Raw genomic sequence first — 13,083 nt, forward strand, 5'->3', positions numbered from 1 at the left:
GGGCCTCTGATGTCTGTTGTGCAACTTGCCGATGGCGAACTGAATTACTTGTTAGAAGGTCCGGCTGATGCGCCTGTACTGGTGCTGTCGAACTCGTTAGGCACCGACCTGCATATGTGGGATGTACAGATTCCTGCATTCACCGAACATTTTCGCGTGTTGCGTTATGACACTCGCGGCCATGGTCAATCGCTGGTCACCAAAGGCCCGTACAGCATTGAGCAAAATGGTCGTGATGTATTGGCGTTGCTTGATGCATTGGATATTCAACACGCTGCATTCTGTGGTTTGTCGATGGGCGGCTTGATTGGCCAATGGCTGGCGATAAACGCGCCGCAGCGTCTGAGTAAATTAGTGGTGTGCAACACTGCCGCAAAAATAGGTTCACCAGAAATCTGGAACCCACGCATTGAAACTGTATTGCGTGACGGCGCTGCTGCAATGTCTGCTCTGCGCGATGCATCAATTGCACGTTGGTTTACCGAAGGGTTTGCCGCACACGAACCGGCTAGGGTCGAACCTATAGTCGGCATGCTTGCGCAAACTTCGCCAGAAGGTTACGCCGCCAATTGCGCAGCGGTACGTGATGCTGATTTCCGTGAGCAAATCGGCGCAATCGAGTTACCAGTACTGGTGGTGTGCGGCACGCATGATGCGGTGACAACACCTGCCGATGGGCTATTCATGACCTCGCGAATTGCAGGTGCTCAGCAAGTGGAGTTTCATGCGGCGCATCTATCTAACGTCGAGGCGGGCGAGCTATTCACTCAGCGTGTGCTGGATTTCTTGCTGTCTTGATCGGAGTTTTAACAATGGACGAGAAACAACGTTACGAAGCGGGTATGCAGGTGCGTCGCTCAGTACTGGGTGATGCGCATGTCGACCGCAGTCTGGAAAAAATGACGCCGTTCAATCAAGAGTTCCAGGAGATGATTACCCGCCACGCCTGGGGTGATATCTGGACACGTCCGGGGCTGCCGCGACACACCCGCAGCCTGATTACCATTGCAATGCTGATTGGCATGAATCGCGAGGGCGAGTTGAAGCTGCATCTCAAGGCTGCGAAAAACAACGGAGTGACCCGTGACGAGATCAAGGAAGTGCTGATGCAGAGCGCGATCTATTGCGGGATTCCTGCAGCCAATGCCACCTTCCATCTGGCGGAAGAGGTGTGGGACGAGATGGGTGTCGAGTCGCTGCAAGACTGAGTAAACCGGAGGTGGCGGCTCTGCTTGAGGGTTCAACCGGGTGTAGCGCTGAGCCTGCCACGCGAGCCACTAAACTAAGGCTTGCCGTAAATACACGGTTGGCTGTGGTCATATCTGTTAAGCTTGCCCGGTAACTTGTTGTTGCCATTTTGCTTATCCAACTCTGAAGTTGGGCTAATAGCTTCATGTTCACCCCCCTACGCTTCGATGCGTTTCGCAGTTCGCTGCCTTGATCGCCATTTTGCGATCGCCCGCTTATTAGTATTTCTCTTCGCGATCCCACGAGCGCTTGCTCGTGTGCACCTGCAATAACGCAGGAATCAGGATTGCCATAAACACACCGTGCCGATGTTTAGGTCTTTCGCCGTGCCAGCGGCGTCTGGGTGATAATAAGGCGAAAATATGTATCTGCTGTCCACTCCTACAACACTGTTGTTGCTCTTCGGTTTCTATGGCCTGACGTTTCTGATGACCTTGTTCATCGGGCATAAAAAAGAAAATGTCGATGGCTACATGGTCGCCAATAACTCCCTGGGTTTTGCCCTGTCAGCTGCGAGCATGACCGCCACGTGGATTTGGGCCGCCTCGTTTTATGCCGCTGCCAGTTCCGGCTATAAATACGGAATATCCGGCGCTATTCATTACGGATTCTGGGGCGCATTGATGATTCTATTCATCTACCCCTTCGGTATGCGTTTTCGCCGGTTGGCGCCCAAGGCGCATACCCTCGCTGAAATAATGCATGCCCGCCACGGTAAATCGAGCCAAATGATTTTGGCCGGCTCCAATGTTTTGGGCAGTGTTATCAGCCTGGTAGTGAATTTCACCGCCGCCGGTGCGCTGGTTTCGGTGCTATCGCCTTTGAGCTTCGTGCAAGGTGTATTGATCGCCGGGTTGGGCGTGCTGGCCTATACCCTGTGGTCAGGCTTTCGCGCGTCGGTGTTGACGGATTTTGTTCAGCTACTGGCAATGATTGCGGCGGCAGTGATCATTATCCCAATGATATTTTTCAACATGGGCGGCAGTGAGCTGTTCGACACGGGGATGGCGAACCTGACGTTGGAGCAAAGTGATTTCTTCTCGGTAACAGCGATTCTCGAACAGGGCGCGCCATTCTTTGTTGCAGTGCTTGCCTACGCAATTGGCAATCAGACCATTGCTCAGCGCTTGTTTGCCGTGCGCGAAGACTTGATCAAACCGACTTTCATAACGGCAACTATCGGCTATGGCTCAATTGTCATTGGCTTGGGCATGCTTGGCATGCTGGCGCTGTTCGCCGGAATCGTGCCGCTGGAAGGGGATCTCAATAACCTGATTCCGCAAATGGCTTCAACTTATCTGCCGCCGTTCGCCATTGGTTTGTTATTCATCATGGTTATCGGCTCGCTATCATCAACTGCAGACTCGGATCTAGCCGCTCTTTCAGCCATTGTCATGACTGACGTTTACGGTAAAAACATAGCTAAAGGCAAAGCTAATCCGGCAACCATGCTTATGGTCGGCCGGATAACCATGATTGTCGCCACAATGATTGGTGTGGTTTTCGCGGGGCTCAAGCTGGATATTTTGTCGATGTTGATATTCGTTGGCGCCCTGTGGGGGGCAATCGTCTTTCCAGTGATAGCCAGCATGTTCTGGGACCGTGTCACCAATAAGGCATTCACCAGTTCAGTGCTTGTCGCGTTCGTATTGTTTCTAGTGGCGCGCTTCGAGTTGATAGCGCTTTCCGGTGTCTTTGCCTTGCTGCTTGAAGTATTGGCCGCAATAGGCGGTGGCGTGGTAATCGGATTAATGTGCTTTGGCTTTTTGGGGCGGATTGCGGGCTTGATCGTCGGCGTTATCAGCGCCTTGGTGTTCATACCTTTCAGCGTCGATTTTCTGCGCGACTATCCCGTGCTACTCAGTTCATTGACGGCTTATGGCGCAAGCACCTTGGTGTGTACGGCCATGAGTTTGCTGTCGACCCGTCGCTTCGATTTCGACCTGCTCGGTGAGCGTGTCACTGCGTTTCAGCAAGCAGATAGTAATGAGCTTGATGATCAAAAGGAGGGCAATGCATGTCCAGCTTCGGTTTAACGTTATACGTGTTGATCTGGCCAGCTATCGCTGCCGTGGTGTTAGTTGTGCTTTCAGTTAGTTTGGTAAAGGATCTGCGCGCCGCGCATCGTGAAGGCAAGAAGATGGTCTGAATGATCGTCGCTAGTACAAGCAAACAGCCGGGTTGCGAAGTGCGCAGCCCGGCTGCAGTGACGCTAGGGAGCTTCTGGAAAAGGTAGCGAGCGACGATAGAACAAGGTGCAACGACCAACGGGAGTAACAGCCAAAGGCTGGCCCGAAGGGCGAGCGCAGCGAGTCAAAAAATGCGAAAAAGCGACCGAGGTCGCGCTCGGCTTTAGTTGGCCTAAATGAGCATTTTGAGCAGTTTTTTAACGCAGCACGGGCTGCCCCAGTAATATCTAGCGCAGTAGTTTTTCAGAGGTTCCCTAGAGAATATCCAGTGGGTAGTTGATGATGATGCGGTTTTCATCCATGTCACGCATGGCAAAGTCTTGGCGCAGTGTTGAGTTGCGCCATTTCATGTTCAGCGCTTTAAGCGCACCACTTTGAATGGTGTAGGCCAACTCAGTTTCGCGGCCCCATTCCTTTCCGTCGTTGGTGGTCGCAGTGTGTACATTGTCACCACTGATGTAGCGGTTCATCAGGGTTAGGCCGGGAATGCCGAGCCCCGCAAAGTTGAAGTCATGGCGTACTTGCCAGGAGCGCTCTTGGGCGTTGTCGTAGCTGTTGTTAAAGCTGTCGTTGGCCAAGGTGCCGCCGCTGGTGCCGTTGACGCGCATCCAGTTGTTATCGCCGGTGAGTTTTTGTAGGCCGACATAGAAGGTGTTACTGGCGTATCTGGCTGAGAACAGTCCTGAAATGGTTTTGTTATCAAGATCGCCGGCCAGTGCACTGCCGTCTTCTTTACCGATGAAGTAACCGATGTTGGCGCCGAGCACCCAGTCGCCGACAGGCTGGCTGTGCTGCAGGTTGAAATACTGTTGCTGGTAAACATCCTCAAGCTCGGCGTACCAAACACCCACTTGGGTATGCTTGTCATTGAATGCATAGTCGCCGCCAGCAAAGTTGAAACGATCTGAGAATGCACCGCCGTAACTCATGTCATCCATGCTTGCGCTGTCACGCGGGCTGTTTTGCCGGAACTGGCCGCCGTAGAGATTTAAACCATCAATTTCTTTGGACGTCAGCTGCGCACCTTCAAAGGTTTGCGGCAGTGAGCGACCGTCGTCAGAGCGCAGTATCGGCAGCACAGGCATCCATTCACCAACCTTCAATTCAGTGTTGGAGATTTTCGCTTTGGCGGCGACCGCCACACGACCGAAGTCGTCTGATGGCCCGTCTGGATGAACAGGCAGCAAAGCCGTTCCATCAGTGCCATTGCCGCCATCGAGCTTGATTGCCAACATGCCCAAGGCGTCGAGGCCGAAGCCAACGGTGCCTTCAGTGAAGCCGGACTGCGCGTTAAGAATGAATGCTTGGGTCCATTCTTCGGCATAGTTTTGCGGTGCGTTGGAGTCGACGAAATTGCGGTTGATATAGAAGTTACGCAAGGTGGTGGAAACCTTGGCGTCTTCGACGAAACCAGCAGCGTGCGTGAGTAACGGCATGCTTGAGCAGGACACGGCAATTGCCAAGGTGGTAGGCAAAATATGAAGACGATGAGCAGTCATGTTTATTTCCTTTGTTTATTGTTCTTAGGGACGCATGTAATGGGCGCATGCAATAGACGTATGTAATTGGCGTATGCAATAGACGAGCGCGGTCCAGCCACTTGACTGCGCGAGCAGAACAAGTAGTGCAGATTTGCTGGATGAGATTGCTTGCGCGAGTTAACCGTCGATCACGCGCAGTGCGCTTAGATGTGTTCGCGCATCATCGGCTCGGTAAGTCGCGATGCATGGCATCGGCCGTCTTACACCGGTTAGCAGAAGGGTGGGCATTGTTTGCAGTGGAAGCACTGCGTAGAGGTATTTGGTAGCAAGACAATATCAACATGGCAATGAACCTTTATTTGTATTTATTGGCACATCGGTGAAGGCGGCAGTCGCGGGACGCGCACTTCATTGAGGATTCGATAGTGGAAGTTCATTGCCAATAGCGCAATTCGTTTAGAGCTGTTTTGTTCGTTAATCGAACGGATAATTAACTATTTGGTACATTTATTTTATTGAGACCATCATTTAGATGGGTTTTTTCTTCTTGTATCTGTGAATTTTGCTGGCTTTTAGGTGAGTCAAAACGTGCGACAGTTTTTGCTGTTTCAGATTGTCCGATAATCGAACGTAAAGGTAACCGTTTAGTACAAAGTGTTTGCGGTCTTCCGCATAAGCTCGAATACTCCATGTACCCTGATCCGTATCTGCTCGACAGCGCATGTTGCTTGAGTCCTCTGCGGGTACTTCAATACATGTCGCGGCAGGTTCGGCGGCGCCAATAAAAACAGGAGTTTGAGCATGCAGCGTTCAATTGCCACCGTGTCTTTGAGCGGCACTCTGCCAGAAAAGCTTGAAGCGATTGCCGCCGCCGGTTTTGACGGCGTGGAAATCTTCGAAAACGACTTGCTTTACTACGCAGGCAGTCCGCGTGACGTGCGCCAAATGTGCGCCGACTTAGGCATCGCCATCACGTTGTTCCAACCGTTTCGTGACTTCGAGGGCTGTCGCCGTGAGCGCTTGCAGCGCAATTTCGACCGGGCTGAACGCAAGTTTGATCTGATGCAAGAACTGGGCACCGATCTGGTGCTGGTGTGCAGTAACGTTGCGGCTGACTCATTAGGTGACGAACAAATTCTGGTCGATGACCTTGGCCAACTGGCTGAGCGGGCGGGTGCTCGAGACCTGCGTATCGGCTATGAAGCATTGGCTTGGGGGCGGCATGTCAGCACTTACCAGCAAGTCTGGAATATCGTGCGTCAGGCTGATCATCCGGCACTTGGTGTGCTGCTCGACAGTTTCCACACCCTGTCCCTGAAGGGTGATCCTGCTGCGATTGCAGATATTCCCGGCGATAAGATTTTCTTTGTGCAGATGGCTGATGCGCCGATTCTGGCCATGGACGTTTTGGAATGGAGCCGCCATTTCCGCTGTTTTCCGGGGCAGGGCGAGTTCGATCTGGCGGGTTTCCTCGCACCTATTCTTCGTACTGGCTACAGCGGCCCGTTGTCTCTTGAAATCTTTAATGATGGCTTTCGCGCGGCACCTCCACGGGCCAACGCTGCTGATGGTTTGCGCTCATTGCTGTATCTGGAAGAGAAGACCCGCGATTTGCTCGAAAAGCAGGCCCGTGAGCAGGAACAAACAGCGCAGCCAAGCCTCGACCTGTTGTTTGATCCGCCCGCAGCTAGTCAGTACGACGGCGTCGAGTTTCTTGAGTTTGCTGTCGACAGTGATCAGGGCAGCAAGCTGGGCAATTGGCTCGAGCGCCTGGGCTTTGCTCGCGCGGGGCGGCACCGTTCGAAAGACGTCAGCCTAATGCGTCAGGGCGATATCAATATTGTGCTCAATGCCGAGCCGTACTCCTTCGCCCATGGTTTTTTCGAGGCCCATGGCCCATCGCTGTGTGCGACTGCGTTGAGGGTGCGTAATGCCAGCGATGCATTGGAGCGAGCGCGGCAGTTCAAGGGACAGCCTTATCGCGGGTTAGTCGGTCCGAACGAGCGTGAAATCCCTGCGGTGCGTGCGCCAGATGGAAGTCTGATCTACCTGCTCGACAAGTCACCTGCAGGTGCAACCATTTACGACAGTGATTTTATCGTCGATCCGCAGGCCGAGGCGACGGGCAACTTACAGCGTATCGACCACATGGCGTTGGCTCTGCCAGCCGATAACCTCGACAGCTGGGTGCTGTTTTACAAGAGCGTGTTCGACTTTGAAGCGGATGATGAAGTTGTGCTGCCCGACCCCTATGGTCTGGTCAAAAGTCGCGCCTTGCGCAGTCGCAACGGTAGTGTGCGCCTGCCGCTGAACATCTCTGAGAATCGCAACACTGCGATCTCCCATGCGTTATCCAGCTATCGCGGCTCTGGCGTGCACCACATCGCGTTCTCTTGTGAAGACTTGTTCACCGAGATTAACCGCGCCAAGGATGCAGGCGTGCCGCTGCTGGATATTCCACTGAATTACTACGATGACTTAGCTGCGCGCTTCGATTTCGATGATGAGTTTCTCAGCGAGCTGGCTTATTACAACGTGCTTTATGATCGCGACGCCCAAGGGGGCGAGCTATTCCATGTGTATACCGAAGCCTTTGAAGGACGGTTCTTCTTCGAGCTATTGCAGCGTAAAAACGGCTATGTCGGTTATGGTGCAGCTAACGTTGCCGTACGGCTTGCGGCTATGGCCAAGGCGCGCAGCGGAGCGGGTGGAAAAAAGCGTTTGTAGTGAAACGCGGCATGCAGGCTAACTCGTGAGCCCGGCACCTTGTTAGAACCTGAGGTGCCGGGCTTTATTCGTTTGGCCGACACGACCATAATCACTTTTAATCAATGTAAGCGATCAGCCAACTATGACAACAACAACAGGGCTTGCCGACGCTGTTGAAGACGCGCCGCGTAAAAGCCGCAAGAACAACCCGGAGAAAACCCGCGAGAATATTCTCCAGGCAGCTATTACGGAGTTTGTTCAATTTGGCCTGTCTGGCGCGCGAGTGGATGCAATTGCGGAGCGCACACACACCTCAAAACGCATGATCTATTACTACTTCGGTAGCAAGGAACAGCTCTATCAGGCGGTGCTAGAGAAACTCTACGGCGATATTCGTTCTACCGAGCAGAGCCTGCATTTGGGTGAGCTGGGGCCAGTCGAGGCAATTCGCCGGTTGGTTGAGTTCACTTTTGATCACCATGACCGCAACGTTGATTTCGTGCGCATTGTCAGCATCGAGAACATCAACTTTGGTCAGTACGTCGGGCAGTCAGAAACTATCCGCACAGAGAGTAGCCATGTACTCAAGTCACTCGGTGAGATTTTAGATCGCGGCGCCGATGTCGGGCTTTTCCGCAAAGGGCTTGATCCGGTGGACGTGCACATGTTGATCAGCTCATTTAGTTTTTATCGGGTTTCTAACCGCCATACCTTTGGCTCAATCTTCCAAATCGACCTGCCCAGCGAAGAAGTCAAACAGCGGCATAAACGCATGATTTGCGAGTCTGTATTGGGTTTTTTGCAACGCTGAGCACTAGCAGCGCATAAAAAAGCGGCCTGATGGCCGCTTTTGTTTAAGGTCTGTTGTGTTGGTTATTTAAACCAGGCGGCGCCGGGACGCTAACAGACCCCAATGCTTGGATTAGTTACTGCTGCGGGCCTTTTCAACTGAGTCATACATGGCTTTGACCAATGCTGGATCCATGTCTTTCGAGAATTGTTCGATGACCGGTTTGACCTTCTCACGGAAGCGATCCATCTCTTCAGGGGTCACAGTGTTGGCCTGCATGTCTTTCGACAGTTCTGCAAATGCCGCATCCTGAGCTGCAGCTGTGATTTGGCGCTGGTAAGCCGTGGCTTCCTTGGCTGCATCAACAATCACCGCTTGCTCCTCGGCATTCAGCTTGGCCCAGCTCTTCTCACCGATGATGAAGGACTGTGGGTTGTAGATGTGCTGAGTGACCGACAGGTACTTCTGCACTTCATTGAACTTATTGCCCTTGATTACCGTGAACGGATTTTCCTGACCGTCAACAGTGCGCTGCTCCAGGCCGGTGTATACCTCAGGGAATGGCATCGGCACTGGGTTTGCGCCTAATGCTTTGAAGGTTTCAAGGTAGATTGGAGACTGGATAACACGGATTTTCAGGCCCGCCATATCTTCCCATTTTGCCACCGGTTGCTTGCTGTTGGTCAGGTTGCGAAAACCTAGATCCCAGTAACCGAGGGTTTTCAGGCCTTTGCCTTCCAAACGCTTGGAAAGCTCTTGGCCGACAGGACCGTCGATCACGGCTTGAGCCTCGGCAGTGCTGTTGAACAGGAACGGAAAGTCGAGCAGGGCATACTCCGGCACCTGCGCTGCAAGAATTCCCGAGTTGAGTACGGTCAGGTCCAGCGTTGCACCTTGCAGGGCTGAAACAGTCTGCAAGTCACCACCGAGAACGCCACCGGCAAACAGGCGAACCTTCATCTTGCCGTTGCTTTTCTTTTTGACCAAGTCAGCGAACTTTTGCGCGCCCTGACCTTGCGGGTGTTCCTTCACGTTCTGGAAGGCAAAACGCAAGGTGTGTTCACCAATCTCGGCATGGGCAGACAGGCTATTGAGTAGCAAGCCTGCCAAGCAGGCGGATGTCAGCAGTGGTTTAAACCAGTTGTTCATTGTTTGGCACTCCATCGTTATTGTTTGAGTTACGGGGTTTGCAGTGAATCGAGCGTTCAACCGGAGAAAAACTTCAACGGTCCCAGAACCAATTGTGGGAACAGAACTAGAAGAATCAGGACGATCACCTGTGCCAGCAGGAACGGCCAGACGCCTCGGGTAATTTCATCGATGCGCAATTTGGCTACACCGCAGACAACGTTGAGCACGGTGCCCACCGGCGGGGTGATTAGACCAATCGAGGTGTTGACCAGGAACAACACGCCAAAGTACACCGGATCAATGCCAGCCTGTTTGATCACCGGCATCAACACCGGGGTCAAAATCAGGATCGACGGAGTCATGTCCATGACCATGCCGACCAGAATAATCAGGAGCATGACCATCAGCAGGAGCAGTGTTGGCGAGTCAAGGAATGGCTCAAGTAGATCGGTCAGTTGGCCGGGCAGGTCCGCGATAGTGACCAGCCATGACGAAACCATAGCGGCGGCGACCAGTAGCATGACAACTGATGTGGTTTTCGCGGCGGATAGTACGACCTCGAACAGCTGGCTTATCTTCAACTCGCGGTAGATTACCAGCGACACAAAAAGGGCATAGACCGCCGCAACGACTGCCGCCTCTGTTGGTGTGAAGATACCGAACTTGAGGCCGACAATAATGATGATTGGCAGCCCGATAGCCCAGCTTCCATCAAGTAGGGTTTTGATCACCTCGCGACGGCTGCGCTTAGGTGGCACCTCAACGTTTTCGCTGCGTGATACAAACCACCATGCGACAGCCAAGGCACCGCCGAGCATGATGCCCGGCACGATCCCGGCGAGAAACAGCTTAGAGATCGACACGCCAGAGGCAACGCCAAAAACGATAAAGCCAATGCTCGGTGGAATAATTGGCGCAATGATGCCACCGGAGGCAATCAGCCCTGCTGCACGTTCACGGTTGTGCCCAGCTTGCACCATCATCGGCACAAGGAGTGCTGCCAGTGCTGCTGCGTCGGCAACGGCTGAACCAGACAGTGAAGCCAGCAAGCAGGACGCGATAATCGCTACATAGCCGAGGCCGCCGCGCTTGTGGCCGACCAAAGCCATTGCAATGTTGACGATACGCTTGGACAAACCGCCAGCGTTCATGATTTCGCCGGCCAGCATGAAAAAGGGTACAGCCAGCAATGGGAAACTGTCGGCACCGTTAAGCAGGTTCTGCGCGATGATTTGTGCATCGAACAAATCCAACTGCCACATCAGTGCGACGCTGACCATGAGTAGGGCAAAGGCGATCGGAATGCCTAGCGCCATGGTGCCGAGCAGGGTGCCTAGAAAAAGAGCCAGAGTCATTAGTTGGCCCCCTTACTGGTTGGTAAATGTGTGGATTCGATTTCAGATTTGCCTTGCGGTAGTTGGCCGCGCAGAGCCAGTACAAAGTCGCGGGCAATGATCGGAATTGCAGTCAATCCAAACAGCACACCGACGCCGTAAAACCAAGCCATCGACAGGCCGGAGGCGGGCGCTGCGACATTCAGGTTGATCTGTGCTTGTTGCCAGCTGCCACTGAGTATCAGCCAGGCGATGAGCAGCATCATCAGGTGGCCGAGGGCCAGGCACATGTTGCGCCCCGCTGGAGGCATTTTCTTGATAACCAGATCAAGTCCGAGATGGGCGCGCTCGTGCAAGGCAACCAGGGCGCCGAGGAACACCATCAGCACGAACAGCCAGCGCGACAGTTCTTCAGAAATCGTGATGCCGGAATTGAAGGCATAGCGCATAACGACGTTGCCAAATACCATCACCACCATGCTCAGCATGCACAGGACGATAATCAGTTTCAGCAGGCTAAAGTACAGATTGACGATTCTTGTCATTTTGACCTCGCAAGGCTCGCCAGTGTGCAGTGCAACTGGGGCCATTCTTATTGTTAAACGCTAGGCACTGATTGCTCAGTTCATGGCGTTAAAATGTTCCTGCATACGCTGTGCATCTGCTTCCACGCCGCTAAACAATTCAAATGCTTTAACTGCCTGAAACACGGCCATTGTGCTGCCATCCAGCGTGCGGCAACCCAGCACACGAGCCTCACGCAACAGCTCAGTTTCAAGTGGGAAATAGACAATTTCAGCGACCCATAAATCGGATCGCAATAAAGCCTTGGGTACAGGCATACCCGGCAGTTTGAGCATGCCCATTGGCGTGGTGTTAACCAGACCATTGGCATTTTGCATTGCATCTGGCAAATCGATACCGGCATGAGCACGGTTGCCGGAAAAATTCTGGTTTAAATTGTCTGCAAGGTTCTGGGCCCGGCTGACATCTACATCAAAAATATTCAGCTTCTGCACGCCTTCGCTCAGCAATGCATGGGCGACTGCCGCCCCGGCGCCACCGGCACCCATCTGCACAACTTGAGCACGGGCAACATCACCCAGGCCGCGGCGAAAACCTTCGGCAAAGCCCAAGCAGTCAGTGTTGTGGCCGATCCGCTTGCCATTGGTAAATACAACTGTATTGACCGCACCTATGCCACGCGCTTCAGGCGAAAGCTCATCGAGCAGTGGGATAACCGCTTGCTTGCACGGAAAGGTGATATTGAGACCAGTGAAACCGGTATTCTGCGCCGCATTAAGGAGCTCGGGCAGGGCGTTTATATCCAGTTTCAGTGCATCGAGATCAATTAGCCGATACAGGCAACGAACGCCTTGCGCATCAGCTTCATGCTCGTGCAAAGCAGGTGTGCGCGAGGCTTGAATGCCTGCGCCGATGAGACCAGCAAGGACGCCAGGAGTATTTAGGGACGGCATTAGAGGTTAGTCCTGCAGAATATGAGCGAAGTGTTCTATAGCCAAGCGATAGCCATTGCTACCGAGGCCGCAGATCACTCCAACAGCGATTGCTGAAACAAATGAGTGGTGACGAAACGCTTCGCGCTTGTGCACGTTGGACAAATGCACTTCGATCACCGGGACTTCGCTTGCGACTAGAGCATCGCGAATGGCAACGGAAGTGTGGGTCCAGGCAGCAGGGTTGATGACAATCCCGGCGCAACGGCCGCGCGCCTCATGTATCCAGGTAATCAACTCGCCTTCATGGTTGGTCTGCTTGAACTCACTCTTGAAGCCGTGTTGCTCAGCGTTTTGCCGACATAACTCTGCAATATCGGCCAGCGTTTCGTGGCCATAGGTCGCAGGCTCGCGAGTTCCGAGCATGTTCAGGTTAGGCCCGTTAAGGACCAAAATGGTGCGAGGCATTTAAAGGTACTCCACTTTTATTTTTGTGGTTCTGGGTACTAAGCCAGAACGCTTGTGGAGAAAATGTACCAACTGGTTAGTTTGGTCAACCAACTTCTCTACGTAATAAGCGCCTACCTGTTGATGATGGATTTGATGATTTAAGTTTAACTTATTGTTTTTTATGTTTTTTTATGGGTAAAGCGGTGTTTATACCTTTATTTTAAAGCGTTCGTTTATCGATCAAAAACATCAGTTTTGACCGTTTTTAGGGCTTAAAGGGCTTGGCTGTGAACA

Annotated in this window: 12 protein-coding genes; 6 read left to right on the forward strand and 6 right to left on the reverse strand. The window is 52.9% G+C overall.

The genetic code is table 11. The annotated features are described in order from the left end of the window. Window positions 1-9: 9 nt before the first annotated feature. The 4 genes from pcaD (at window position 10) to B9K09_RS22710 (ending at window position 3,397) form a co-directional block, all read left to right on the forward strand. A complete protein-coding gene (gene pcaD, locus B9K09_RS09490; protein ID WP_087516579.1) occupies window positions 10-798 on the forward strand; it encodes a 3-oxoadipate enol-lactonase in 789 nt (262 codons plus the stop codon). A 14-nt stretch (window positions 799-812) separates the two neighbouring features. Next, window positions 813-1,208: a 4-carboxymuconolactone decarboxylase gene (gene pcaC / locus B9K09_RS09495; protein ID WP_087516580.1), complete on the forward strand. Its 396-nt coding sequence runs from the start codon at window positions 813-815 to the stop codon at window positions 1,206-1,208. Between the two features lie 402 nt (window positions 1,209-1,610). Beyond that, window positions 1,611-3,284 (forward strand): sodium:solute symporter family protein, encoded by a 1,674-nt coding sequence (locus B9K09_RS09500; protein ID WP_087516581.1) that lies wholly within the window; start codon window positions 1,611-1,613, stop codon window positions 3,282-3,284. Next, window positions 3,266-3,397 carry a putative transporter small subunit gene (locus tag B9K09_RS22710; protein WP_218191990.1) on the forward strand — a complete coding sequence of 44 codons (132 nt, stop codon included), beginning with the start codon at window positions 3,266-3,268 and terminating at the stop codon, window positions 3,395-3,397. The genes B9K09_RS09500 and B9K09_RS22710 overlap by 19 nt, the downstream gene beginning before the upstream one ends. A 294-nt stretch (window positions 3,398-3,691) precedes the next feature. On the opposite strand, the gene B9K09_RS09505 is transcribed toward B9K09_RS22710, so the two are convergent. Next, window positions 3,692-4,873 carry an OprD family porin gene (locus tag B9K09_RS09505; protein ID WP_371917454.1) on the reverse strand — a complete coding sequence of 394 codons (1,182 nt, stop codon included), beginning with the start codon at window positions 4,871-4,873 and terminating at the stop codon, window positions 3,692-3,694. 846 nt (window positions 4,874-5,719) lie between these two features. On the opposite strand from B9K09_RS09505, the gene quiC reads away from it, so the two are divergent. Both quiC and B9K09_RS09515 read left to right on the forward strand, forming a co-directional pair. Beyond that, entirely contained in the window at window positions 5,720-7,645 is a 1,926-nt protein-coding gene (quiC, locus tag B9K09_RS09510) for a 3-dehydroshikimate dehydratase QuiC (RefSeq protein ID WP_087516583.1), read from the forward strand. A gap of 124 nt (window positions 7,646-7,769) precedes the next feature. Next, window positions 7,770-8,438, forward strand: coding sequence for a TetR family transcriptional regulator (locus B9K09_RS09515; protein ID WP_087516584.1), 669 nt, complete (start codon window positions 7,770-7,772; stop codon window positions 8,436-8,438). A gap of 111 nt (window positions 8,439-8,549) precedes the next feature. On the opposite strand, the gene B9K09_RS09520 is transcribed toward B9K09_RS09515, so the two are convergent. The 5 genes from B9K09_RS09520 to aroQ form a co-directional block, all read right to left on the reverse strand. Continuing rightward, window positions 8,550-9,566, reverse strand: a complete 1,017-nt coding sequence (locus tag B9K09_RS09520) for a TRAP transporter substrate-binding protein (RefSeq protein ID WP_087516585.1) — start codon at window positions 9,564-9,566, stop codon at window positions 8,550-8,552. Between the two features lie 56 nt (window positions 9,567-9,622). Next, window positions 9,623-10,903: a TRAP transporter large permease subunit gene (locus tag B9K09_RS09525; protein WP_087516586.1), complete on the reverse strand. Its 1,281-nt coding sequence runs from the start codon at window positions 10,901-10,903 to the stop codon at window positions 9,623-9,625. Beyond that, entirely contained in the window at window positions 10,903-11,427 is a 525-nt protein-coding gene (locus B9K09_RS09530) for a TRAP transporter small permease (RefSeq protein ID WP_087519055.1), read from the reverse strand. The genes B9K09_RS09525 and B9K09_RS09530 overlap by 1 nt, the downstream gene beginning before the upstream one ends. A 75-nt stretch (window positions 11,428-11,502) precedes the next feature. After that, entirely contained in the window at window positions 11,503-12,360 is an 858-nt protein-coding gene (locus B9K09_RS09535; RefSeq protein ID WP_087516587.1) for a shikimate dehydrogenase, read from the reverse strand. 6 nt (window positions 12,361-12,366) lie between these two features. Next, on the reverse strand, window positions 12,367-12,807 hold the full coding sequence (gene aroQ / locus B9K09_RS09540; RefSeq protein ID WP_087516588.1) for a type II 3-dehydroquinate dehydratase: 441 nt from the start codon (window positions 12,805-12,807) through the stop codon (window positions 12,367-12,369). Between the last annotated feature and the right edge of the window lie 276 nt (window positions 12,808-13,083).

Origin of the sequence: Pseudomonas sp. M30-35 (assembly GCF_002163625.1) — a bacterium.
GTDB lineage: Bacteria > Pseudomonadota > Gammaproteobacteria > Pseudomonadales > Pseudomonadaceae > Aquipseudomonas.

Excerpts from the sequence above, each read along its gene's own strand:
- pcaD (WP_087516579.1), top strand. The coding sequence starts at position 10 with ATGTCTGTTGTGCAACTTGCCGATGGCGAACTGAATTACTTGTTAGAA.
- pcaC (WP_087516580.1), top strand. The coding sequence starts at position 813 with ATGGACGAGAAACAACGTTACGAAGCGGGTATGCAGGTGCGTCGCTCA.
- B9K09_RS09500 (WP_087516581.1), top strand. The coding sequence starts at position 1,611 with ATGTATCTGCTGTCCACTCCTACAACACTGTTGTTGCTCTTCGGTTTC.
- B9K09_RS22710 (WP_218191990.1), top strand. The coding sequence starts at position 3,266 with ATGTCCAGCTTCGGTTTAACGTTATACGTGTTGATCTGGCCAGCTATC.
- B9K09_RS09505 (WP_371917454.1), bottom strand. The coding sequence starts at position 4,873 with ATGCCGTTACTCACGCACGCTGCTGGTTTCGTCGAAGACGCCAAGGTT.
- quiC (WP_087516583.1), top strand. The coding sequence starts at position 5,720 with ATGCAGCGTTCAATTGCCACCGTGTCTTTGAGCGGCACTCTGCCAGAA.
- B9K09_RS09515 (WP_087516584.1), top strand. The coding sequence starts at position 7,770 with ATGACAACAACAACAGGGCTTGCCGACGCTGTTGAAGACGCGCCGCGT.
- B9K09_RS09520 (WP_087516585.1), bottom strand. The coding sequence starts at position 9,566 with ATGAACAACTGGTTTAAACCACTGCTGACATCCGCCTGCTTGGCAGGC.
- B9K09_RS09525 (WP_087516586.1), bottom strand. The coding sequence starts at position 10,903 with ATGACTCTGGCTCTTTTTCTAGGCACCCTGCTCGGCACCATGGCGCTA.
- B9K09_RS09530 (WP_087519055.1), bottom strand. The coding sequence starts at position 11,427 with ATGACAAGAATCGTCAATCTGTACTTTAGCCTGCTGAAACTGATTATC.
- B9K09_RS09535 (WP_087516587.1), bottom strand. The coding sequence starts at position 12,360 with ATGCCGTCCCTAAATACTCCTGGCGTCCTTGCTGGTCTCATCGGCGCA.
- aroQ (WP_087516588.1), bottom strand. The coding sequence starts at position 12,807 with ATGCCTCGCACCATTTTGGTCCTTAACGGGCCTAACCTGAACATGCTC.